The organism is Amycolatopsis sp. NPDC049868 (assembly GCF_044461365.1).
Taxonomy (GTDB): Bacteria; Actinomycetota; Actinomycetes; order Mycobacteriales; family Pseudonocardiaceae; genus Amycolatopsis.
This window is the reverse complement of record NZ_JBITKV010000005.1, coordinates 226,239-248,880: the sequence shown is the minus strand read 5'-3', so window position 1 is coordinate 248,880 and position 22,642 is coordinate 226,239. Positions and strand designations below refer to the sequence as shown.

The window sequence follows — 22,642 nt, the reverse complement described above, 5'->3', positions numbered from 1 at the left end:
GGCGGCTTGATTGTATTTGTGGGTGTTGCGCAAACCCATTTTGGGGTTGTTTTTTTGTCCCTAATGTGGCTTTCGCGACACGATCGCAGATGGCCGCGTGCGGAACCAGGCCCGGCGCAAGCAAAAGAGGCGCCCGCACGGCACCGGAAGTGCCGCGCGAGCGCCTCGTTCGAGCGAGGGTCAGCTCGCCGTGCTGCGGAATCCCTTGAGCCGCAGGCTGTTCGTGACCACGAAGACCGAGCTGAACGCCATCGCGGCGCCGGCGATCATCGGGTTGAGCAGGCCGGCCGCGGCCAGTGGCAGCGCCGCGACGTTGTAGGCGAAGGCCCAGAACAGGTTGCCCTTGATGGTGCGCAGCGTCCGCCGCGAGAGCCGGATCGCGTCCACCGCCGCCCGGAGATCACCGCGGACGAGGGTGAGATCCGACGCCTCGATGGCGACGTCCGTGCCGGTGCCCATGGCCAGGCCGAGGTCGGCCTGTGCCAGCGCGGCCGCGTCGTTGACGCCGTCGCCCACCATCGCGACCACCTTGCCCTCACCCTGCAGCCGCTTGACCACGTCGACCTTGTCCTTGGGCAGGACCTCGGCGATCACCTCGGTGATCCCGACCTCCGCGGCCACCGCGCGGGCCACGGCCTCGTTGTCCCCGGTCAGCAGGACCGGGGTCAGGCCGAGCGCCCGCAGCTGCGTGATGGCTTCGGCGGAGGTCGGCTTCACCGTGTCGGCGACGACGAGCACGGCGCGGGCCTTCCCGTCCCAGCCGACGACGATCGCGGTGCGGCCGTCCTTCTCTTCGGCCGCCTTCGTCTCGGCGAGGTCCGCCGGCAGGTGGTGCGCCCATTCCTCCAGCAGCGCGCTGCGTCCGGCCAGCACCGCCTTGCCGTCGACGATCCCTTGCACGCCAAGGCCTTCGACGTTGGTGAACTCCTCGACGGCGGGCAGCTCGCCCACCCGCTCCCGTGCCGCGCGGGCGATGGCCTGCGCGATCGGGTGCTCCGACGCGTTCTCCAGCGCACCGGCCAACCGCAGCGTCGTCTCCTCGTCGGCGCCTTCGGCGACGTGGACCGCCACCAGCGACATCTGCCCGGTGGTCACGGTGCCGGTCTTGTCGAGGACGACCGTGTCGACCGATCGGGTGGACTCCAGCACTTCCGGACCCTTGATCAGGATCCCGAGCTGCGCGCCCCGTCCGGTGCCCACGAGCAGCGCGGTCGGCGTCGCCAGCCCCAGTGCGCACGGGCAGGCGATGATCAGCACGGCCACCGCCGCGGTGAACGCCGCCGCGACCGAACCATCGGCGCCGAGCCAGAACATCAGCGTGCCGACGGCGAGCGCGATCACGATCGGCACGAACACGCCCGAAACCCGGTCGGCCAGCCGCTGGACCTGCGCCTTGCCGGTCTGCGCGTCCTCCACCAGCTTCGCCATCTGCGCCAGCTGCGTGTCCGCGCCGACCCGCGTCGCACGGACGACGAGCCGCCCGCCCGCGTTGACCGTCGCGCCGACCACGGCGTCGCCGGTACCCACCTCGACGGGGACGCTCTCGCCGGTCAGCATGCTCGCGTCGACGGCGGAGCTGCCTTCGGTGATCACACCGTCGGTGGCGATCTTCTCCCCCGGCCGGACCACGAACCGGTCCCCGACGACGAGTTGGTCGACCGGGATCCGCTCTTCCTTGCCATTACGGAGGACGGCGACGTCCTTCGCGCCCAGCTCCAGCAAGGCCCGCAACGCGGCACCGGCCCGTCGCTTGGACCGCGCCTCGAAGTACCGTCCGGCGAGGATGAACGTCGTCACCCCGGCGGCGACCTCGAGATAGATGTTGCCGTCTCCGGCCATCCGCTCCACGGTCAGCTCGAAGGCGTGCGTCATCCCCGGCGTTCCCGCGCTGCCGAACAGCAACGCGTACAGCGACCACAGGAACGCGGCGAGCGTGCCCATCGAGATCAGGGTGTCCATGGTGGCCGCGCCGTGCCGCAGATTCGCCCACGCCGCCTTGTGGAACGGCCACGCCGCCCACACCAGCACCGGTGCGGCCAGTGTCAGCGAGATCCACTGCCAGTAGGTGAACTGGAACGCCGGCACCATCGCCAGCAGGATCACCGGTACCGACAGCACCGTGGAGCCGATCAGCCGCTGCCGCAACGGCGCGATCGGATCGGCCTCCTCGGCGGGCCCGTCCGGCTGGTCCTGCTTCGGCGGAGCGGGCAGGGCGGCCGCGTAACCGGCCGCCTCCACCTGCTCGATCAGCCGCTGGGGTTCGATGTCCCCGCTGTAGGTGACCTTCGCCTTCTCCGTGGCGTAGTTGACCGTGGCGGTGACGCCGTCCAGCTTGTTCAGCTTCTTCTCGATGCGCATCGCGCACGACGCGCAGGTCATCCCGGTGATCGCGAGTTCGACCTCGGCCGTCGTGGCCTGGTCCAGATCGGAAGTCATCGTGGTCACTCCTTTCCGGCTCGCGGTCAGCCGTGTCCGCCGTGGCCGTCATCGGCCGCCGGGGGTGGGGTCTGGTTCTGGGGCGTTGAAGGGGCCGGGGCAGGTGTGCCCGCGGTGGCGACGGTGAACTCGGCGGTGCGGACCTTGCCCTGGTGCTGGAAGTCGAGGAACAGCCGGTACGTCCCCGCCGAGGGGACTTCCGCGAAGAGGGTCACCGTGGGGCCGGGCTTCGTACGACCGTCTCCGGGTTCGCCGTCCGGGTGAACGTGCAGGTAGGCGAGGTCGCCACCGCGCAGCGCCACCAGGTGCCCGTATGCGCCCAGGTACGGCTGCAGATCGGTCACGTCACGGCCGTCCTTGGTCACCGTCAAGGTCACCTTCGACGACTTGCCCGGCGTCAGCTCGCCGTCCAGGCGGACCTGGTAGCCGTCGACGTCGGCGACGCGCGACGGCCGGTGCTCGACGGGTTTGAACTCCCCCGCCGCGGCGACGTCGACACCGAGTGTCGAGGCCGCGCCGCCCGTCGGCTTGAAGTCCGCGAAGACGCGGTAACTGCCCGCCTCGGGTAGGGCCAACGGGACATTCCATACGCCGTCGGGCGCGAGTTCGGGATGCACGTGCTGGAAACCGGCGGTGTCGCGGCGGACGACGATCAGGTGCATCCGCTTTTCGTGTTCGACGTCGTACGCGGTGACCGGTGCGCCGTCGGGGCCGAGAATCTTGAAGGAGAAGGGCTGGTTCGTCCCCGGCGTGAGCGTCGTGGTGGTGGGCGTGAGGGTGTAGCCGCCCCTGGACGACGCGAGCCCGCCGGGCTCGTCGGTCGGCGCCGCCTCCGCGACGGTGCCGCTGTGAGCGTCCCCATGCCCGGCGTCCTCGCCGCCGGGAAGGCCGGCAGCGCCGGCGAAAGGACCGACAGCGGTGCCTGCGGCCCAGGCGCCACCGGCGACCAGGGCAAGCGCCACACCGTAGGCGGAGAGCTTCGCAACTGTGTTCATCGTGAAGTCCTTAGTGCGGGCCGTGGCCCGCGATCGGGAGCGAACCGCGGATCAGGCGGTCAGCTCGTATCCGGCTTCTTCGACGGCGGCGCGCACATCCGCGACCGCGGGTTCCTGGGAGCCGGTCACGGTCACCGCGCCGGTGGGCAGATCCACGCGGACGCCGGTGACGCCGGCGATCTTGCCGACCTCTTCGGTGACGGAACGGACGCAGTGGTCGCAGGTCATACCGGTGACGGTGTAGGTGGTCTCGCTCATGGCTCTTCTCCTCCGGATTCGTTGCGTTGGTTCAGGAACGGACGAGGCGGGCGATGACGTCGCTGGCCTCTTTGATCTTCTCGTCGGCTTCGTCGCCGCCCTTGGCGATGGCGTCGGACACGCAGTGCCTGAGGTGTTCGTCCATCAACCCCAGCGACACCGACTGCAACGCCTTGGTGGCCGCGGACACCTGCGTGAGGATGTCGATGCAGTACTTGTCCTCTTCGACCATTCGCTGCAGGCCCCGGATCTGTCCTTCGATCCGCCGCAGCCGGGTCAGGTATTCGTCCTTGCCTTGCGTGTATCCGTGCATCTCGACCTCCTGACGAGGACTCTACATACCCTAGGGGGGTAGGGCAACACGTATACCCCAGTGGCGTATGTCACCGCCCGCTCGCACGGAAGCCGCCTTCGACGCACCGCCCCTGGACGGGCATGATTGACGCGTACGCGAAATCCCGACTCGAGGAGTGAGCGTGGCCGATCAGGGCGACGACAAGGAGCGCCAGCTCAAACGCCTGCGACGCGTCGAGGGGCAGATCCGGGGCCTGCAGAAGATGGTCGAGGAGGACAAGTACTGCATCGACGTCCTCACCCAGGTCTCCGCGGCGACCCGCGCCTTGCAATCGTTCTCTCTCGAACTCCTCGAACGGCACATGGCGGGCTGCGTCGTCGAAGCCGCCGCGAAAGGCGGCCCCGAGGCGGACAGGAAGATCCGGGAAGCCTCCGAAGCGATCGCGCGCCTGGTGCGTTCCTGACTCCTTCAGCACAACGAGCGGGCGGGTGACCTCACGTCACCCGCCCGCTTCTCATTCCGCCCTGGTCGCCGTGAACCCGGTCCGGACATGGGCTCCGTCGCAGAACGGTTTCTTCGCCGAATTGCCGCACCGGCACAGCAATTGGGTGCGGCCGGTCAGCTCGTATTCCGCACCGTCGTGGTCGACGAGCCGGACCGGCCCTTTCACCTGATAAGGCCCGTTGTCCACGACCTTGATGACAACGGCCGGTTCAGCTCCATTCTCGGCCATCGCCGTCAGCCGACCACCTCGTAGCCGGCCTCTTTGACCGCGGAGCGCACCAGTTGCGTGTCGACCGGCCCCTCGCTCACGACGGTCACTTCGCCGGTCGCGATGTCCGCGTCCACCTCGCTGACCCCGACGACACCGTTCACCGCCGTCGTCACCTTGTTCATGCAGCCCGAGCAGGTCATGCCCTTGACCGTGTACACGGTGGTGTCCATCAGCTCTCACCCTTCGGTTCGACAAGTTGTCCCGCGGCGATCCGTTCGCCGTCACGCCGCCACACTAACATTACCCCGGTAGGGTATGTAAAGCCGCAATTGTCGTTGTCCCGCAAGAAGGTCCGCTCACCAGCCGCATACGACGACGCCATAGCGCGTGAAGGCCTCCTTCCCAAGTACATGAAGGCCCCCTTCCTTGCGCCTAGGTACAGGAAGGGGGCCTTCATGTACTCGCGGATCGCCACACCTGCAGCAGCAGTCACAGCAGCAGCGCGTGAAGGCCCCCTTCCCTCGGCTGAGCCGAGGGAAGGGGGCCTTCACGCGCTGAACGTATGGGTCTACAGGGCGGACTTCAGTACCGCGTCGGCGTCCTTCACCAGCACCATCACATCCTGATGGCGATCCCACGCGGCCTCGTCGTACCCGGCGAGACGCAGGCCGGGCGCCTCCAGCGCGCGCTGCACCGCCCAGCCGGGCGAGCTGACCGAGATGCCGTACCCGTCGTTGCCCGCGTAGTCGTTGTAGCCGAAACCGCAAGCCTTGTACGCGGCGAGCATGCGGTCGGTGGCACGAGCGTCCAGCCCGTAGTCCTTGCCCGCCTCGGCGCGTATCGCCATCCGGCGGCCGTGCGTGGTGACCACCGCGACCCCGCCCGGAGCCAGCGCGCGCGAGAAGTAGCGCAGCAGCGGGCCCCAGTCCGGGGCGTCGAGATGAGTCAGCACCGAACCGCACCACAGCAGGTCCACATCGGTCACCTGCTCGATGTCGTCGACGTCCGGGGCACCGAGCACCGCCCGCGCGCCGAACGCCTCCGCGCAACCGGCCAGCGCCGCCGGGTCCATGTCGCACGCGATCAGCTCCGCCGCCGGGAAAGCGGCACGCAGCGAGCGCATCACCCGGCCATAACCACACCCGAAATCCAGCACCCGCTTCGGTTCCGGCCGCCCCGTGACCCGCAACGCGGCGAGCACCGCACGCAACGCATCCCTCGACACGCTCATGTAGTGCCCGGTGTTGTTGCCCGCGAACATGCTGTCACCCTCGGCGATCGTCGTACTGACCCGCGCCATGATGCCCGCGACGGCCTCGTCCAACGTCTCGCTCATCTGTCCCCCTGGGTGGTCGTCCCGGTCACCTTGAACGGAGAACCGTACGGTAGTGGATGTGCCACAACGATTCGGGCGATGGACCGGTCGAGCCGGCGCGTACCCGTAGGCCAAACTGGTGGTGAGCGGGCGGCGGGGAGGGTGCGGTGGAGTTTCAGGTACTGGGTCCGCTGAGGGTCCGGCTCGACGGGCGGGACGAGGCGCCGGCGGGACGGTTGCAGGGCATCCTGCTCGGTGTGCTGCTCGCGCGGGCGAACCAGCCGGTGCCGGTGGACGTGCTGACCGGTGCGTTGTGGGGCGACCGGCGGGACCCGCGGCACGCGCAGAGGCTGCAATTACACGTTCACCGGCTCCGGGGTGTGCTCGCCGAGCCGGATCGGCTGTCGTTCGGCGAGGCGGGCTACCGGCTGCGGGTGCTCCCGGGTGAGCTGGACTCGGAGCGGTTCGCCTCGCTGTTCGAGGAAGCGCGAGAAGTCGCGGACGACGATCCACAGCGGGCGGTCGACGTCCTGCGCGGGGCGCTGGGCCTGTGGCACGGCGACCCGTTCCGCGACGTGGACGTCCCGTTGCTCGCCGACTGGGCGCAGCGGCTCGCCGAACTCAGGTCGGTCGCGCTGGAGACGCTCTACCAGGCCGAACTCGCCTGCGGGCTGAACGCGGCGATCATCGGCGAGCTGACGGATCTGGTGCGCCGGTATCCGGTCCGTGAGCGGCTGCACGGCCTGCTCATGACCGCCCTGTACCGCGCCGGGCAGCAAGCCGAAGCGCTGCGGGCGTATCGCACGGCACGGGACACGCTCGTCGAAGAACTCGGCGTGGACCCGGGGCCCGAGTTGCGTGAGCTGCACCAGCGCATGCTCGCGGGAGAGACCTTGGACCCGGACGAGAAGGCCCCGCCCGCGACCGTTCCCGCTCAGCTACCGGTGGACGTGCGCGGATTCGTGGGCAGGGACGCCGAGCTCGCGGAGCTCGACGGCCTCCTCGCCACCGGAGAGCCCGCGGTGATCTCGGCTGTCGCCGGAACCGCCGGAGTGGGCAAGACGGCGCTGGCCGTGCGATGGGCACACCGGGTGCGGGATCGGTTCCCCGACGGCCAGCTGTACGTCGATCTCCGGGGCTATGGCCCCGACCAGCCGGTCTCGCCGGAAGACGCGCTGGCGGGCTTCCTGCGCGCGCTGGACTTGGACGGTGCGGCGATTCCGCAGGACCTCGCCGAACGCGCCGCGCGGTTTCGCACCCTCGTCGCCCGGCGCCGGATGTTGATCGTGCTCGACAACGCCCGCACGGTCGAGCAGGTGCGTCCCCTGTTGCCCGGTAGCCCGTCCTGTTTCGTGGTGGCGACCAGCCGGGACGCGTTGGCCGGTCTCGTCGCCCGCGAGGGTGCCCACCGGCTCGATCTCGATCGGCTGCCGAGCGAGGACGCCCGCGTTCTGCTCCGCGAACTGCTCACCGACCGGGTGGACACCGAGCCGGAAGCGGCCGCCGCGCTGGTGGAACGGTGCGCTCGGCTGCCCTTGGCCTTGCGGATCGCCGCCGAGCTGATCCGGTCACGGCCCGCTCGCGGCCTCGGCGAATTCGTCGACGAGCTTTCCCGCCAGCAGGACGCCCTCGATCTCCTGGACGTCGACGGTGATCCGCAGACCGCCGTGCGCGCCGTGTTCTCGTGGTCGTACCGGAAGCTGGACGCGGCGGCGGCCAGGATGTTCCGGTTGCTCGGCCTGCACCCTGGGCACGACACGGACGACCACGCGGCGGCCGCCCTCGCCGGCACCGGGCTTCGGGAGACGCGCCGCGCGTTGGACGTGCTGCGCAGGGCCCATCTCGTCGATCAGTCTTCCGACGGCCGCTACCGTTCCCACGACCTGCTGCGCGCGTACGCCGCCGAACTCGCCGAATCCACCGACAGCGCCGACGAACGCGCGGCCACGCTGAGCAGGCTGCTCGACCACTACCTGTCCACGGCCTCGGCCGCGATGGACGTCATCGCGCGGGACGACTACGCCCCAAGGCCGAAGGCGCCGGCACCCCACGGGGAAGTGCCGCTGTTCTCGACCTACGACCACGCGTGGCGCTGGCTCGACGCCGAGCGGGCCAACCTGCTGGAGGTCTGCGCGCACGGCGGACCGACGGCCGTGATCCACCTGTCGGAGACCGTGTGGCGATACCTCGACACCGGCGGTTACTACGACGATGCCGTGGCACTGCACACTCGCACGGTCGAAGCCGCCCGCGATCTGAAAGACGAACGCGCGGAAGCGAGGGCGCGACGCGCACTCGGTGTCACGATGTCACGCAGGGGCCGGGACCGCGAAGCGATCGACCATCTCGAGTGGGCGATGGCCGCGTTCCAGCGCACCGGGGTGCAGGGGTTCCAGGCCGCGACGCTGAGTTTTCTCGGCTGTGTGTACGGGAAGAAGGGTGAGCTGGAAGAGGCCCGGCGCAGGTTCGAGCTGGCACTCGCGCTGACCGACCCGGAGGAGAGCTGGTACCTGCACTGCGCGGTCAGGATCAACCATGCCCAGAACCTGCTGAGCCTCGGCCTTCCCGAAGAAGCCAGACAGCATCTCGACGTGGCTTTCGCCCTGTGCCAAGAGAATCACGACGAACACATCGAGTGCAACGCGGTCAATCTCCTGGCCAAGATGTATCTCCACATCGGACACGACGACGATGCCTTCGACCACGCCCAGCGCGGCTTGGCGCTGGCCAGGGCAGCGGGTTTCCGCACGCAGGAAGCGGATTGCCTGAGGGTTCTCGGGGTGGTGTACCGGCGACGGGGTGACGGCGAACAGGCCTTGCGCCACCATGAGGAAGCGGCGACGCTCGCTCGTGCCATCGGTGACACGGAACTGATCTCCGAGGCGCTCAACGCGTTGGGCGCCACCCACGCGGCCGCGGGGCGCCACGCCGAGGCCTTCCGCGGTTACGGCGACGCGCTGGCCGTCGCCACCGAGGCAGACCACCGCGAGCAGCTGACGCACGCCCATGCCGGCATCGGCGACGTCCACGCCGAGCTGGGCGAGCACGACGAGGCCCGACGGCACTGGCTCCAGGTACTCGCCTTCTACCGCGACCTCGACGTTCCCCAAGCCGCCGAAGTCCGGGCGAAGCTCGAACTCCTCGGGTCTGTCTGAAAAGGACGGTCGGGCTACCGCCGCCGCCGAGGGCCCGGATCGTCGTCCCAGTCCGGCTCGAAGTCGAATTCCCGGGGCCGTCGTGAACTCGGTGGCGCGAAGGCGTTGCGGCGGTCCTCGGCCCGGACCGCGATCCGATGCCGGTTGCCCTCGATCCGGTCGGTGAACCACACCGAGGATCTCTTCGAATCCCTCGTCGGTGGCGTCGCAGACGTCCCAGAACGCCTCGACCTTCGTCTCCACCACCGGCACCAGGATCGACTTCGTACCCCACGCGATCCCCTCTCGTCCCTGCCCCACCAAAAGGCTAGGAACGCGGCTTTCACGCGGCTTTCATCCGCGTGAAAGCGCCGGTGGTCAGCGTCTGCGGGTGATGGTGCGGCGCGGGGTCGTCGGGCGCTTCGCGGTCGTCGTGGAGCGATGGGTCGTGGTCCTCGTCGTCTCCGGGGTGATCCGGGTCGTGGTGGTCGCCGGGGTCCCCGGCGGCGACGTCGTCGTCTTCACCGGGGTGGTCGTCGCCGTCGTCGGAATCGTCGGGGTCGTCGCCGGGGGCACCACCTGGCCGCGCCCCGACCCGCCCCCGGCGCACGCGCCGAACAGCGCGACCGCGCCCACGACCAGGCCACACCACCACACCCGCATGGCGCGGACCCTAACAGCCCGCCGCCCGCGGGACCGGCGAACGACCTAGACCGGCACGCCCTCGGCTCGCAGCCGATACAGCTCGGCCAGTGTGGCGCCCCCGGCACCGATCTCCGCGCCGGCCTCCGTGCCCAGCCAAGTGGCCGCCTCGTCTCGCGGCAACGGGCAGACCTCGATCTCCGCGAGGCAACGGCCCGGCCGGACCACCGCCGGATGCAACCGTGCGACGTTCTCGTTGGTGGTCAGGCATACCAGGATGTCCAGTCCCTGGCCGAGCAGTCCATCGGTCAGATTGAGCAGCCGGGACAGGGCCTGCCCGGAGTCGCGTTTCGCGTCCGCGCCGACGAGTTCGTCGCAGTCTTCGAGGATCAGCAGCCGCCATTTCCGCTTGTCCGCTCGCTCCTCTCCGAGCACCACCGAGGTCAGATAGCCCGGATCTGCGAACAGGACCTCGGGGTCGAGGACGTTGTCGACCTGGCACCAGTCCCGCCATTCATGCGCGAGTGCGCGCACCGCGGTCGTCTTGCCGGTGCCCGCGGGGCCATGGAGAAGGATCAGCCTGCCGGTGATGTCCTGCGGGCGCGCCGCCATGAGCGAGTCGAGCGCGGTCACCGCCGACCGCGGGTAGTTGCCGCGGATCGCCTGCCACGGCGGCAGGTCCATCGTCCTGGGCGCGCGCACCCCGGCTCCACCGCACCCCTGCACATGCCAGAATCCGACCGGTACGGCCGATTCCCCCGGCACCCCCGTCCGCGCGGTTCCGATCGCGGCCGCGAGCACCTCGTCCGCCAGGTCGCCGGACGTGGCGCAGACGCAGACCGTGGCGGCGCCGGCGCGACGGCGCATCGCGACGAGCGTCCAATCGGGACCGTAGGCGAGATGCGAGCGCCGTCCGTCCAGTTCGTACGTCAGATCTGCGGTGACTCCCGGGGGCAGCAGCGTCGCGTCCGGTGAGACCTCGGTGATTTCGGCGGCCCGTGAGTGCGGCTTCGACCCGGTGATGAAAGGTTCCATGGCCAGCGCGTTCAACACACCTTCCATCGGCACGTTGCCGCCGAAGAACATCGCACGGTCGAGAGACTGGGGTAACTCCGTTGTCCTTGCTGTCACCACATCACGGTCCATCCCGCGAGGCCGGCGCACATCAGGGACCGTCCCCCAATTCACCCCTGACAGGGATCTTCGCCGGACCGCCTGTCCGCCACGATCGCCGGGATGATTGTCTCTCGTCTGACACTGGACCATTCGCGGAAGGAGGTGCGCGGTGAGCGATGACGGCTTCATCGAGGTGATCGCCCGTGAGGTGGAGGCCGACCCCGGCAATCTGGCGCTGCGCGAGGACTTCATCACGCTGCTGCTGGAACAGGACCCGGACCGCGCCGCCACCGAGCTGACGGCGTTCGAGGCACACGGCGGTGCTCCGGCGCGGATCCGCTTGCTGCGCGCCCGGCTGATGGCGGCGCGGTTGCGGACCTCCACCCCACCGCCCGCCGAGGTCGTGGCCGCCCCGTCCGATGAGGACCGTCACGACACGAGCGCCGCGGCTTCGGCGTCGCTGTGGGACGCCGAGCGCCCGGCGGTGACGCTGGCCGACGTCGCGGGGCTCGCCGAGGTCAAACAGCACCTGAACACCGCGTTCCTCACTCCGCTGCGCAATCCCGAACTGGCGGCGGCGTTCGGGCAGAAACCGGGCGGATCGCTGCTGATGTACGGCCCGCCCGGGTGCGGCAAGACGTTCATCGCCAGGGCGATCGCCGGTGATCTCGGCGCGTCCTTCATCCACGTGACCCTCGCGGACCTGCTCAGCAAATGGATCGGCGAGAGCGAAAAGGCGATCCAGAGCGTGTTCCGCCACGCCCGCGCGGCGGCACCGTGCGTGATCTTCTTCGACGAGTTCGACGCGCTCGGCGGACGGCGCACCTCCGGTGGCGGCGGATCGCAGTCGATGCGGATGCTCGTCACCCAGCTCCTGGAGGAGCTCGACGGCGTGGCCGGCGCGAACGAAGGGGTCTACTTCCTCGCCGCGACGAACCGGCCGTGGGACATCGACTCCGCGCTGCGACGGCCGGGCCGGATCGACAAGACGGTGCTGGTGCTGCCGCCGGACGCGGTCGCCAGGGCGGCGATCGTCCAGGGCGCGCTGGACGGCAAACCTGTCGACGATGTCGATGTCGTGGCCATCGCGGCGGCGACCGAAGGGTTCTCCGGTGCCGATCTCAGCCACCTGACCACCACCGTGCTGCAGCAGGCGATGGTCGAGTCGATGAGCAAGGGCGAATTGGTGCCGGTCACCACCGCCGCGCTGCAGGCCGCGGTCGGCGGCATCACCCCGTCCACGACATCCTGGTTCGACCAGGTGGCGCCGGTGCTGGAGTTCGGCGTCGACGACGGCACCTTCGACCAGCTCCGGGCGTACCGGGTGAAGCGGGGCATGCGATGAGCGAGACCGTCGAACGGGACCTCGACCTGGCGTGGGAACTCCTCGAGGCACAGCCGACGCATCCCCGGGTCGCCGAGCTGGCGGTGCGGGTGCTCGCGGCCCAGCCGGAGCGGAGCAGCGCGTTGATGGTGCTCGCCTATCACCGTGAGTCCTGCGGCGACGCGGACGAAGCACGGCGCCTTTATCACCGGGTGGCCGGTCGCCGCGACAACCAGTTCATCTGGGCGGCTCGCGCGCTTCGGCATCTGGAATCGGGAGAGCACAACCACGACGAGGCGTTCCGGTGGGCGCGCACCGTACTGGGCCACGACCATGGGGACTGGGACGACTGGATGCAACTGGGCCACGCCCAGGCCTGCGCCGGGGAGCACGAGGCCGGGTGGCGGCAACTCGACGAGGCGGTGGCGCTGTGCGCGCGGACTGCGCCGGACCACCTCCCCAAGGCACTGGCGAAACGCGCGGAGTACCTGCTGGGCACCTGCGCACCACCCGAACGGTTCGTTCCCGCCGCCGAGGAGGCCATCCGGACGAACGTGGCGGACTCCTGGGTCGCCACGCTGCTCGGCTACGCCTACCTGGCGCAGTACCGGTTCGACGACGCCGAACAACTCGGTCTTCGGCTGCTGCGCACGGACCCGACCGACGACCTGTTGCAGACCCTGGTGGAGACCGCTCGGACGATGCTGCGGATCGTCGAAAAGGCACGCGGCGACGACATCAGCCTGGCGGACATCCAAGGCACCGGCGCGCTCGAGATGGCGTGGCAGCAGATCCGCGACCAGACGCTCGGCATCGACCTGGCCTCCGCGCTGGCGGCGCTGGACGCGGTGATGCCCGCCGGGCTGCGCGCCACCCTCCGGCCGGGAGCCACGGCCGCGGATCTGGCCGAGGGTGAGGAAAAGGTCGGCTCCATGGTCGCGAGGGATCTGCTCACCTGGCACGACGGCCAGCCGCCCGGCTCCGGCGCCACCTGGGGCTGGACCGAGTCGTTCCGCCTGATGTCGGCGGCCGAAATCCTCGCCATGGACGCCGAGATCGAAGCCGACCGGGCGGCGCACCCCGACTGGCCCGAGAAAGAGGTCTGGGAGCAGGTGATGACCGACGACGCCGGGACCTACCTGGTCGCCGTCGCGTTCGGGCGGCTGGTGAAACGTCGGCCGGGTCAGCCCGACGAGCCCGTCGCCGACTCGATGGCCGACTGGATCTGGGACCGGGTCGCGAGCTTCGGCGGCCAGGACCCGCGACCGGCACCGCTGAAGACCGAGGAGCCCACGGTCGATCCGCTTCCGGCACCCGGGACGCCGCTGACAGGTGTCATCGTGACGATGTGCGCCGCTTTGGGCGCGTCCGAGGACTCCCCGGCATACGCGGAACTGCGGCGGCTCTTCCCCCGCTCGACCGTCCGGCGGAGTGAGCTGGTCCCCGAGGAGCCGAGCGCCGACGGCGTCTACCTGGAGGTGCTCGACGGGCTGGTGACGAGGGTCAGCGTCGATGTCGCGGTGTGCCCGGACGCGGACCGCCTGATCTCCGGGCTCGACCTCGGCGGCCATCGTGGATCCGTCGATGCCTACGTGCGGGCGCATGGGGCCGTTCCGCACAACAGCTGGGTGAACCGTGCCAACGGCGAAGCCACGGTCGTCTACGAGTTCGCCGGGCATCACCTCGGCTTGCGCTGGGCGGACGGGAGTATCGCCCGGATCCACGTCACCGGTGCCTGAGCGGAGGCAGGCGCCGTGCGTGCCCGAAAGGGGGGCTCGCCGCTTTTCGACGACTTGCCGGTCCCCACGCCGCCCATCGTCGCTTTTCGGCGACGGCCTCAGAACGGTGGTGGTTCGTCGGCTGCCGGGCGGGGTTCGTGAAGTGGCGGCGGTGTGCTGTCGTAGCGCTGCCCGGTGGGCGTGGTGATCGTGAGGGTGCCGTCGGGGGCGAGGTGGTAGGTCCAGCCGGGTTCGTCCTTCAACCGGTGGTCACGGCGGCAGAGATCGATGAGTTCGGTGTCGGCGGTGTGCCCGCCGTGTTGCCAGGGCGGTGAATGGTCGATGTCGCAGGCTTGGGCGGGCCGGTGGCAGCCGGGTCTTCGGCATTCCCGGTCCCGCACCCGCACGAACTCCGCCAAACCCGCGGTCGGCCGGTACCGGTCCCGGCCGAGATCGAGCACCTGCCCGGACAGCGGATCGGTGATGATCCGCCGCAACACCGTGTTCCCACCGCCGGCGATGTGCCGGGCCAGCGCTGCGGGGATCGTGCCGTGCCCGGCCAGCTCCGCCGGATCATCATTCAACCCGAGATAGGTGAACAGATCCATATACAGGAACACTTCGCTGCGCTCACCCGCCCCACCCTGGCCGACCAGCAGCAGATCCAGCGCGACATCCGCCCGCAACTGCTCCAGAGTGCGAGTCTCGCCATCGCCCCTGAGGGCGCGTGCTTCACGGTCGATCCGCTGATACGCGGCAGCGACCTTCTCCACCGGCCCATCCTCGACCTCAATCGAGGCCACCCCGGTCTCACCATGCCGCAACGTCAGACGACGGCCCTCACGATGATGCTCGGCTCGTTTACCAGCCCCCTCAGGGTCGATGGTGTTCGCCGCATGGTTCGCGGCTTTCCGCACCTGATCCGGATTCTTCTCCGCGATCCGATCCTCCAACAACGCGTCCACCGCACGAGCGTCCTCATCCGACAGCCACGCGGTGGCCGTGGCCACCTTCATCGCGCTGAAACCGGCCAGCTTCCCCTCATCCATCAAATTCAACGTGCGAGGCAGGCGACCGCTCAGCGCGTCCGCGGCGGCGACCAGCGCACCCGCATGATTGTCCGTGACAGACAACGCCAACGCGACCTCCTGCGCCACACTCCCCGCCCCCTCACGATGTCGGCTCAGCTGCGCCAACGCCCGGAACCGCACCGCCTCCAAACGCGCGATCCCCGCCGACGCCGCCTGCGCCAACGCCACAGCATCCTTGTCGTCCAACAGATTCGCGGCATCGTTCACCGCCGCCAGCACCTCGGGATCGGTGAGGCTTTCCAAGAGCGCCACAGGCGCGGAATGAGTATCCACCCCACGAACCTACGACCCACCACCGACAATTCCCGGCCCCACGAATGACAGAGGCATTGCCGATTTTCGGCAACGGGCCGCCGCGGTCAAAACTCGACAAGCCCTCTGACGACCCGAACACTCACGACAGCGGGCAGAGTCCCTGGATGGACAGACCCTGGGGGATTTTCGCCGCCGCGGTCTCTCTCCCCCATCACCGGGACTACGTCCTCACCGAAATGGCGAACGGCTGTAGCGGGGATCAGCCGCGGGCGACCTCGCTGGCCGTGGTGAACTCGTACCCTTGCGCCCGCAGGCCGAGCACCACCGTGTTCAGGTGTTCCAGCGGCAGGAACGGGTGGAAGAAGAAGCTGGCCACGTTGTCGCGGACCACTTTGGACTTCGCACCGTCGGCGAGCAGGTCGGCGGGCAGCCGGGCCGGATGCTGGTTGAACGGCTCCGGCGCGATATGGTCCAGATTCTCCGGTATCACCACCGCGCCATAGACATCCCTTACCGGGTAAGGAAAGTACTGACCGTACTTGTTCTGATAGGACACGGTCGAGGTGGAGCCGCAGGCACCGCGCGGGCAGTATCCCGCGAAATAGCTTCCCTGATCGTAGCGCGCGGCGAAGTGGGAACTGACCTCCTTGTAGTCCACCGCGGAACCACCGTAATGCGGGAACTCGAACACTTCCGGCTCGGGCAGCCCGACCCGGCGGAATTCGCCGAGCCCGGTGGCGATCCGGCCGCGGAACCATTCCGCGGAATCACCGGGGACCGGGCCGGTCTCCACGACGTGGTTGTTCTTGTCGACGATCGCCGTGTAGAACTCGTAGTCCGCCGCGCTCGCCCCGCCGTAGGGGTTCGCCAGTTCCTCGAACTGGTGGCTGTAGCCGTGCATGAGCATCGTCGCGCCGCGCCGGATCGCGTGGTGCAGCGCGTCCACCAAGGCCGGGCTGTCCACGAGCCGCGCGAAGGTCGGCCTGCCGCCGTTGGCCACACCGTGCGGATCCGCGTAGTACGGATAGACCGCGAGCGAGAACGGGATCCCTTGCCCACCGAGGAGATCGGCGATCCGGCGGATCTGACCGGGGTCGGTGCGCGGGCCGATGTCCTCGATCCGCACGAGCGCACGGTGCCGTTCCGCGGTTTTCGGCGCGAGCGTGCCGAGCAGGATGTCCGCGGCGGCGAGGTACCGGTCCCCCTCGTTGACGTAGGAGAAAGGTGCCTCCGCGACATAGGTGAAGGTCCCCGAGCGCACCGCCCACGGCGTGTGCTCGCCGCCGGTGACGCTGTCCGCGAGCACTTCGTTGACCGCCGGGTTTTCCCGCCGCACCAACGGAACCGAGCCGATCTCGGGGTTGCGTTCGAGCGACACGTTCTTGTAGCGGACCTCGGTCGGCGAGGTCGGGGTACGCCCCACCGGTGTCCAGCCCCAGCGCGCGGTGACGCCCGGATCGTGCTCCACCAGGCGATGGACGTTCTCGCCCAGCCAGACGACCGGCACCTTCGCGGCCAGCACGTCCGCGAGCAGTGCGGCGGGCAGCGCGGCGTCGCTGATCGAGCCGACATAGACCAGTGCCTGGTATCCGCCGATCTCGCCCGCCCGGTAGTCGGCGGCGGCACGCATCGTCCAGCCGCCCGCCCGCGAGACCAGGTTCGCGGTCTGCATCGCGAACGCTTCGGCCATCCCGGCTTCGTCCGCGTCGGCGGGCGGGTTCGGCGCGTCCCGCTCACCCGCGTCGTAGACCACCAAGGTCCGGTGGGCGCGGTTCCCGCCAGGGCCGGGACTGCCGGCTTCGTTGCCCATCGCCAGCCGGTCTCCGAGCGAAACCGGGGCCGCCGCGGGCGAAGCGAGGATCGCGCTCGCCGGGCGCGTGTACACGACCAGCAGCACCAGGCCGGTCGCGACGACGACGGCCAGCGCCGCGAACCGCAGCCCGGCGGGTGTACGCCGTCGCCGGTCTTCCTTCCGCTTCCGGCTCATACCAGCACACCCCCGGACACCGCGGCGAACTCTTCCACCGGCTCGGCGCTCAGCCCGAGCAGCCTGGCCAGCGCGCACTCGGTACGCGACGCGGCCCTTCCGTCGCCGAACGGATTGCCCTCCCCCATCATGGCCGCCCTCGCCCGCGGGTCGGTGAGAAGTTCCGTCGCCGTCCGCACGATCAGTTCCCGGTCGGTGCCGACCAACCGCGCACAACCGGCGTCGACCGCTTCCATCCGTTCAGTGACCTCGCGCAACACCAGCACCGGCACCCCGAACGTGGGCGCCTCCTCCTGGATCCCGCCGGAGTCGGACAACACCAGCGTGGCGGCCGCGAGCACACCGGCCAGTTCCTCGTAACGCAGCGGCTCGGTGACCACCACGCGAGGCAGGCCGCCCAGCTCTTCGTCGACCAGCGCGCGTACGGCCGGATTCGGATGCGCGGGCAGGACCACGGACACGTCGGGATGGCGGGCGACCAGTTCGGTGACCGCGCGCAGCACCTGGCGCAGCGGTTCGCCCCAGGATTCGCGGCGGTGCGCGGTGACCAGCACCAGCCGCTCACCGCGGGCGGCCGCCTCCACCGCCGTGGCGACCCGCCCGTCCTGGAAGTCCACCGCGCCGCGGTCGGCGATCGCGCGGATCGCGTCCACCGAAGTGTTGCCGGTGACCACGATCTGTTCGGCGGGGACCTGCTCACGGAGCAGATTGGCCGCGGCGGCCGAGGTCGGCGGCAGATGCAAGGAGGCGGCCTGGGTGACCAACCGCCGGTTCAGCTCTTCCGGGAAGGGCGCGGCCAGATCGAACGACCGCAGACCGGCTTCCAGGTGTACCACCGGAACCCGCCGCCAGAACGCGGCGAGCGTACCCGCGAGGGTGGTCGTGGTGTCGCCCTGGACCACCACCGCCGCGGGCGGTTCACGATCGGCCAGCGCGTCCAGGCCGGTCAGCATCTGGCCGAGTAGTTCGGGCTGGCCGCCGTCGCGGCGGTGCAGCGGCAGCGTGACGTCCGCGCGGACCCCGAACGTCTCCAGCGCCTGGTCGACCATCGTCGGATGCTGCCCGGTGGCGACCAGGCAGGGCGTCATCCGCCCGGCCGCGGTGATCGCTTCGGCGACCGGCGCCAGTTTGATCGCCTCCGGCCGGGTACCCATCACGAGCCACACCCGCGGCACTTCGTTTCCCCGTTGATTCCAAACCATGACTCCCCCAAGGTTCGAATATTCTTTTCGCGATTCCGCGCTCTTCGCATGATCATTTATGCGGGGCGCTGTGCCCGATGCGACGCAGAGTGGTTCCGTCCGGTTCCCGTCGAATTTCCTCACCCGATCGAGGGAACCGGGGCACGACTCTTCACGTCTCAGTCGACGATGCGGGATCGGCCGGGGGGCCCGACGCATCACGCACAATCCTTTTACACACAAGGGTTTGAGCACGCTTGATTTGGGGGAGAAATGTCTGTGATCCGAATCGGACCGGCAGTCGGCGCGACCGCGACCATGGGGGTCACCGCGGGGATCGGCGCCTGGCCGCTCTTGTCACTCGCCGCGTTCATTCTGTTGCTTTTCGCGATTCGTTCGATTCTCGTGCGCATCGCGCCCGCACCGGAAAGGGGGAATTAGCGAAATGGAAACCAGCCTGTCCGTCATCGCCACCATCATGGTCGGCGTGCTGATCTGGTGGCCGTTGCAGAACCTCGTCCTCGCGGTGTTCGCCTGGCGGTCCCCGCAACGGCCGCGCAGTGTGCGCCGGACACCGGATCCGGTGCCGTTCTGGATCGTCATCCCGGCGCTGAACGAGGAACGCGTCATCGCGAACACGGTGCGCAACGCGCTGGCCACCGGAACCCGGTACACGCCGGTCCGGGTCGTGGTCGTGGACGACGCCTCCGACGACGCGACGCCGCATATCCTCGCCGGTATCAGGGATCCGCGGCTGCATGTGCTGCGCCGCGAGCTGCCCATGGCCCGGCAGGGCAAGGGAGAGGGCCTGAACACGGCGTACCGCTACATCCTCGACATCGCCCGCCGCGAAGGCACCATCGAGCAGACGATCGTCGGGATCGTCGACGGCGACGGCCGTTGCAGTGAGGGGATGCTCGACGAGATCGCCGAACTGATGGCGGAGAAGACGGTCGGCGCCGTGCAGTGCCGGGTCCGCATCCACAACCGGCACAAGACGTTGGCGCTGCTTCAGGATCTGGAATTCGGTGCCATCGCCGACTCCTCGCAGTCCCTGCGCGACCTGGTCGGCAGCGTCGGCTTGGGCGGCAACGGCCAATTCACCCGGCTATCCGTTCTCGCCCGGTTCCACCCGGGCCCGTGGTCGGCCTGTCTCGTCGAAGACCTGGAACTCGGTCTGCGCCTGCATCTGGCCGGTATCCGGGTGCGCTACACGAAATCCGCGTGGGTCACCCAGCAGGGACTGACCGACGTGAAACGGTTGCTGCGTCAGCGAACCCGCTGGGCGCAGGGCAACCTGCAATGCTTCCGGCACCTGCGCAAACTGACCACGTCGCGGTTCGTCAGCGGGCTCGGTCTCACCGACTTCCTGATCTACCTGCTCTCGCCATGGCTGACCGTACCCATGTCACTGCTGCTGGTCGGCCTGGTCGCGGCTTCCGCGGTGGCGCTGGCCACCGGGAGCACACTCGGCGGGCTGGTGGCCACAGTGGACACATTGCCGACGTCGGCCGCGATGCTGGTCGGGCTGGCCATGCTGCCGAGCCTGCTCTGGGGATTGGTCTACTGGGTCCGGCTCCGCGACGAGAACATCCTGCGGTGCCTGTTCGCCGGTCTGCTCTACCCGTGGTTCCTGGCGCTGGGCATCATCGCGACGTGGCGCGCGCTGTTCCGGCTGCTGTCCGGCCGCAACGGCTGGGCCAAAACCGAACGGCTGGCCGAAGACGGTCAGGCCACGCCACCGATGCCACCGATGCCGCCCATGCCGGTTCCGATGGCGGCACCCGCCCCGGTCTCGCAGCCCGTGCCGCTTCCGCTGCCGCGGCCCACTGTCCCGCCGGTGCCGGTCGATCCCAGTGTCACCCAGCCGATTCCCGCGGCGGCGCTGGCCGCCGCCGAGCCGACCCGGCCGGTCCCGCACCCGCTGGCCGGAACCGAACCGACACAACGACTGGAGCGGGTGTGATGGCAAGCCGGCACCGGCGCCGCCCGAAGCGGAACAAGCTCGTTCTCGCCCTGGCGGCCGCCGGACTGGCCCTCGCCGCGGCCTCCACCATCGACCGCGACGGCGCCGGGAAGGAGTCGTCCGCCGGGTGGTACGTGACCGTGTACTACACCGCTGTCGAGTCGCATCACCACGACGACGCGGTGCCGGTCACCGGCTGCCTGGTGCTCGACTGCGAACGCGGCGGCGACCCGCTGGGCAGCTATCCCGAAGACTTCGTGCAGGCCGTCGAGGACGAGGGCACCGGCCGGATCGTCAGCGGCCGTCACGCCGGCCGCTACCTGAACTGGTCGCACGACACCGGTTTCTGGCTGGACAACGCACCCCGGGACAGCCACGGCCGTCCGCTGGAACCCTTCGTCTCCGCCGCCGCGGATCCGGCCGTCCTCGCCGACGGCCGCGAACTGCGGATCACCGGCTGCGGCACCGCGGAGGACGGCACGGCGATCGACTCGGGAGTCTGCGACCGGCTGCGTTCCGCCTCCTGGCGGATCATGGACGAATTCACTCCCGGGCTCGGCGGAGACCGGCACATCGACGTCTACCTCGGCGAGGAGACCGGGCCGGACTTCACCTCCGACCCGCTGTACTCGTCGCTGCACAACGCCACGCTGGAACTCAAGAGGCCTTGACCTCCGCCAGCGCGCGTTCACGGACCTCCCGCACGACACGGGATCGCGTGAACGCGGACGACACGGCGCTCAGCCAGGCGCTTTCGTCCGGCACGCTGGGGTGCGGTCCCGCCGGGTGGTCCGGCCAGCTCCGGCCCGCCTCCCGCATCACCAGCGCCGCCGCGAGTTCGGCGGCGGCGCGCGTGGGTTCGTCGACCGGGACGCGCAGCCAGTCCCCGAGCTGCGGCGGGACGTGTGCCCGCACCGCCAGCAGGCCGTCACGGATCTCGATCACCCTGCGGTACAAGGTGAATTCGAGGTCGTGCCGCACGGGCAGCGCGATCTGCGGGTGGGCGGCGACGAGTTCCTTCCACAACGGCGTCACCGCGCGGATCCTTCGCCACGCGCGCGCCAGCCGGAGCGCGCCGTCCCAGGTGGTGAACAATCCGCCGAGGACCCACAACACCATCGCGCAGAGCCCGGCCAGGCGGGCGCGCGGCATGAAGTCGACGTCCGCGAGGCCGGTGATCTCCAGCCACAGCGAGGGAAGCCCGGAGAACAGCGCCCAGCCGATGGTGACGACGGCGGCGCAGACCAGGATCCGCAGACCGGTCCGGAACGCCCCTCGTGGACGGCCGGCGGCGCTGCGGGCGAGCGTGCGGATGAACATCACCAGGCACGTGACCGCGTACGTCGTGAGGATCACCTGATAGGCCACGATGCTCCAGCGCCATTGGAACCCGGGCGTGCCCACCTCGAGCCGATGCGGCGCGAAGTCCAGATAGCACAACACCATCAGGGTCCAGCACACCATGATCGGCCAGAACGGCGTCGGCTTCTCCGGAGTCCGGGTGCTGCGGACCAGTTGCACCAGCGCGCGCATCGCGAGCAGTTGCAGCGCGTTGGTGACCAGCCGCGGAAGCAGTTCGTCGCCGAGCAACCGGACCGTGTCCTCGGCGGAGACGGCGAGCCCCGCCGCCATGCTGAGGAAGAACGTGGCCAGATACCTCGGCCCGGCGCGAACCGTCATCAGCCGGGTGAAGCCGATCAGCGCCAGCAGCGCGGCGGACAGGTAGCTGATCATGACCCGAGGGCGTGACGCAGCCGATCGGATTCCGGCCCGCCGCGGGCGGCGCGGCGCATGAGCAGCGAAGCGACGAGTTCGGCTTCCTTCTCCTGTTCCCGCGCGTAGGTCGTGCGGCCGAGGACCCGGCGGACCAGCTCCACCGACAGGGTGGGCGCGACGATCTCCGCGATCGTCTCCGGCCGCACCTCGCCTTCGACGTGCCCGCACAGCAGATGCCCGAGTTCGTGCAGCAGGATGTGCCGCTGGTGCAACGGAGACGTGTCCCGCGTGTAGAACACGTAGTCCGCCCGATCGGTGGCCGCGAGCACACCGCACGGCGCCCCCGGCCGCGCCTGGAGCGGCACCAGTTCGATGGGCCGCCCCCGCATCGCCGCGACTTCGCCGAACAACGTGGTGACGTCGAACGGCTCCGGCAGCCGCACGGCGCACGCGATGCGCTCACATCTGCGCCAGAGCGCGCTCTTCCTGCCCAGCATG

At 69.6% G+C, this 22,642-nt stretch carries 21 protein-coding genes; 7 read left to right on the top strand and 14 right to left on the bottom strand.

Going from position 1 to position 22,642, the window contains the following annotated elements:
* Positions 1–180: 180 nt before the first annotated feature.
* The 4 genes from ACIBTM_RS22900 to ACIBTM_RS22885 are packed head-to-tail and all read right to left on the bottom strand — an operon-like array spanning position 181 to position 4,002.
* The gene (locus tag ACIBTM_RS22900; RefSeq protein WP_395879103.1) at positions 181–2,436 is read right to left on the bottom strand and encodes a heavy metal translocating P-type ATPase; all 2,256 of its coding nucleotides are present in this window, start codon (positions 2,434–2,436) and stop codon (positions 181–183) included.
* 26 nt (positions 2,437–2,462) lie between these two features.
* Positions 2,463–3,431, bottom strand: a complete 969-nt coding sequence (locus ACIBTM_RS22895; protein ID WP_395879102.1) for a hypothetical protein — start codon at positions 3,429–3,431, stop codon at positions 2,463–2,465.
* A 51-nt stretch (positions 3,432–3,482) separates the two neighbouring features.
* The gene (locus ACIBTM_RS22890) at positions 3,483–3,689 is read right to left on the bottom strand and encodes a heavy-metal-associated domain-containing protein (RefSeq protein WP_395879101.1); all 207 of its coding nucleotides are present in this window, start codon (positions 3,687–3,689) and stop codon (positions 3,483–3,485) included.
* Between the two features lie 31 nt (positions 3,690–3,720).
* Positions 3,721–4,002, bottom strand: a complete 282-nt coding sequence (locus tag ACIBTM_RS22885) for a metal-sensitive transcriptional regulator (protein WP_016331925.1) — start codon at positions 4,000–4,002, stop codon at positions 3,721–3,723.
* Between the two features lie 163 nt (positions 4,003–4,165).
* Between ACIBTM_RS22885 and ACIBTM_RS22880 the strand changes: the two genes are divergently transcribed.
* Positions 4,166–4,447 (top strand): metal-sensitive transcriptional regulator, encoded by a 282-nt coding sequence (locus ACIBTM_RS22880; RefSeq protein ID WP_395879100.1) that lies wholly within the window; start codon positions 4,166–4,168, stop codon positions 4,445–4,447.
* A gap of 51 nt (positions 4,448–4,498) precedes the next feature.
* Here the strand turns inward: ACIBTM_RS22880 and ACIBTM_RS22875 are convergent, their stop codons facing one another.
* The 3 genes from ACIBTM_RS22875 to ACIBTM_RS22865 all read right to left on the bottom strand — a co-directional run bounded on the left by ACIBTM_RS22875 (position 4,499) and on the right by ACIBTM_RS22865 (position 6,035).
* On the bottom strand, positions 4,499–4,717 hold the full coding sequence (locus ACIBTM_RS22875; protein WP_395879099.1) for a CDGSH iron-sulfur domain-containing protein: 219 nt from the start codon (positions 4,715–4,717) through the stop codon (positions 4,499–4,501).
* A 5-nt stretch (positions 4,718–4,722) separates the two neighbouring features.
* Positions 4,723–4,929 (bottom strand): heavy-metal-associated domain-containing protein, encoded by a 207-nt coding sequence (locus ACIBTM_RS22870; protein ID WP_395879098.1) that lies wholly within the window; start codon positions 4,927–4,929, stop codon positions 4,723–4,725.
* A gap of 338 nt (positions 4,930–5,267) precedes the next feature.
* Positions 5,268–6,035, bottom strand: a complete 768-nt coding sequence (locus ACIBTM_RS22865) for a class I SAM-dependent methyltransferase (RefSeq protein WP_395879097.1) — start codon at positions 6,033–6,035, stop codon at positions 5,268–5,270.
* 146 nt (positions 6,036–6,181) lie between these two features.
* Between ACIBTM_RS22865 and ACIBTM_RS22860 the strand changes: the two genes are divergently transcribed.
* Positions 6,182–9,169, top strand: coding sequence for a BTAD domain-containing putative transcriptional regulator (locus ACIBTM_RS22860; RefSeq protein ID WP_395879096.1), 2,988 nt, complete (start codon positions 6,182–6,184; stop codon positions 9,167–9,169).
* A 14-nt stretch (positions 9,170–9,183) separates the two neighbouring features.
* Here ACIBTM_RS22860 and ACIBTM_RS22855 read toward each other — a convergent pair whose 3' ends face one another.
* Positions 9,184–9,342, bottom strand: a complete 159-nt coding sequence (locus tag ACIBTM_RS22855; RefSeq protein ID WP_395879095.1) for a hypothetical protein — start codon at positions 9,340–9,342, stop codon at positions 9,184–9,186.
* Between the two features lie 197 nt (positions 9,343–9,539).
* On the opposite strand from ACIBTM_RS22855, the gene ACIBTM_RS22850 reads away from it, so the two are divergent.
* Positions 9,540–9,860, top strand: a complete 321-nt coding sequence (locus tag ACIBTM_RS22850; protein WP_395879094.1) for a hypothetical protein — start codon at positions 9,540–9,542, stop codon at positions 9,858–9,860.
* On the opposite strand, the gene ACIBTM_RS22845 is transcribed toward ACIBTM_RS22850, so the two are convergent.
* Complete coding sequence (locus tag ACIBTM_RS22845; protein ID WP_395879093.1) at positions 9,857–10,921, bottom strand: DUF5925 domain-containing protein; 1,065 nt, start codon at positions 10,919–10,921, stop codon at positions 9,857–9,859. The genes ACIBTM_RS22850 and ACIBTM_RS22845 overlap by 4 nt on opposite strands.
* Positions 10,922–11,075: 154 nt before the next feature.
* Here ACIBTM_RS22845 and ACIBTM_RS22840 point away from each other — a divergent pair, with 154 nt between their 5' ends.
* Complete coding sequence (locus ACIBTM_RS22840; RefSeq protein ID WP_395879092.1) at positions 11,076–12,251, top strand: ATP-binding protein; 1,176 nt, start codon at positions 11,076–11,078, stop codon at positions 12,249–12,251.
* Positions 12,248–13,969, top strand: coding sequence for a tetratricopeptide repeat protein (locus tag ACIBTM_RS22835; protein ID WP_395879091.1), 1,722 nt, complete (start codon positions 12,248–12,250; stop codon positions 13,967–13,969). The genes ACIBTM_RS22840 and ACIBTM_RS22835 overlap by 4 nt, the downstream gene beginning before the upstream one ends.
* 98 nt (positions 13,970–14,067) lie before the next feature.
* Here the strand turns inward: ACIBTM_RS22835 and ACIBTM_RS22830 are convergent, their stop codons facing one another.
* The 3 genes from ACIBTM_RS22830 to wecB all read right to left on the bottom strand — a co-directional run bounded on the left by ACIBTM_RS22830 (position 14,068) and on the right by wecB (position 18,435).
* Complete coding sequence (locus ACIBTM_RS22830) at positions 14,068–15,291, bottom strand: DUF222 domain-containing protein (protein WP_395879403.1); 1,224 nt, start codon at positions 15,289–15,291, stop codon at positions 14,068–14,070.
* A gap of 262 nt (positions 15,292–15,553) precedes the next feature.
* Positions 15,554–17,281 (bottom strand): DUF2334 domain-containing protein, encoded by a 1,728-nt coding sequence (locus ACIBTM_RS22825; protein WP_395879090.1) that lies wholly within the window; start codon positions 17,279–17,281, stop codon positions 15,554–15,556.
* Positions 17,278–18,435, bottom strand: coding sequence for a non-hydrolyzing UDP-N-acetylglucosamine 2-epimerase (gene wecB / locus ACIBTM_RS22820; protein ID WP_395879402.1), 1,158 nt, complete (start codon positions 18,433–18,435; stop codon positions 17,278–17,280). Before wecB ends, ACIBTM_RS22825 begins: the two co-directional genes overlap by 4 nt.
* A gap of 472 nt (positions 18,436–18,907) precedes the next feature.
* On the opposite strand from wecB, the gene ACIBTM_RS22815 reads away from it, so the two are divergent.
* Positions 18,908–20,428, top strand: coding sequence for a glycosyltransferase family 2 protein (locus ACIBTM_RS22815; protein WP_395879089.1), 1,521 nt, complete (start codon positions 18,908–18,910; stop codon positions 20,426–20,428).
* Positions 20,428–21,099, top strand: coding sequence for a hypothetical protein (locus tag ACIBTM_RS22810; RefSeq protein WP_395879088.1), 672 nt, complete (start codon positions 20,428–20,430; stop codon positions 21,097–21,099). The genes ACIBTM_RS22815 and ACIBTM_RS22810 overlap by 1 nt, the downstream gene beginning before the upstream one ends.
* Here the strand turns inward: ACIBTM_RS22810 and ACIBTM_RS22805 are convergent.
* A complete protein-coding gene (locus ACIBTM_RS22805) occupies positions 21,086–22,162 on the bottom strand; it encodes an MAB_1171c family putative transporter (protein ID WP_395879087.1) in 1,077 nt (358 codons plus the stop codon). The two genes, ACIBTM_RS22810 and ACIBTM_RS22805, sit on opposite strands and share 14 nt — an antisense overlap.
* Positions 22,159–22,641: an ImmA/IrrE family metallo-endopeptidase gene (locus ACIBTM_RS22800; RefSeq protein WP_395879086.1), complete on the bottom strand. Its 483-nt coding sequence runs from the start codon at positions 22,639–22,641 to the stop codon at positions 22,159–22,161. Before ACIBTM_RS22800 ends, ACIBTM_RS22805 begins: the two co-directional genes overlap by 4 nt.
* Position 22,642 lies beyond the last annotated feature (1 nt).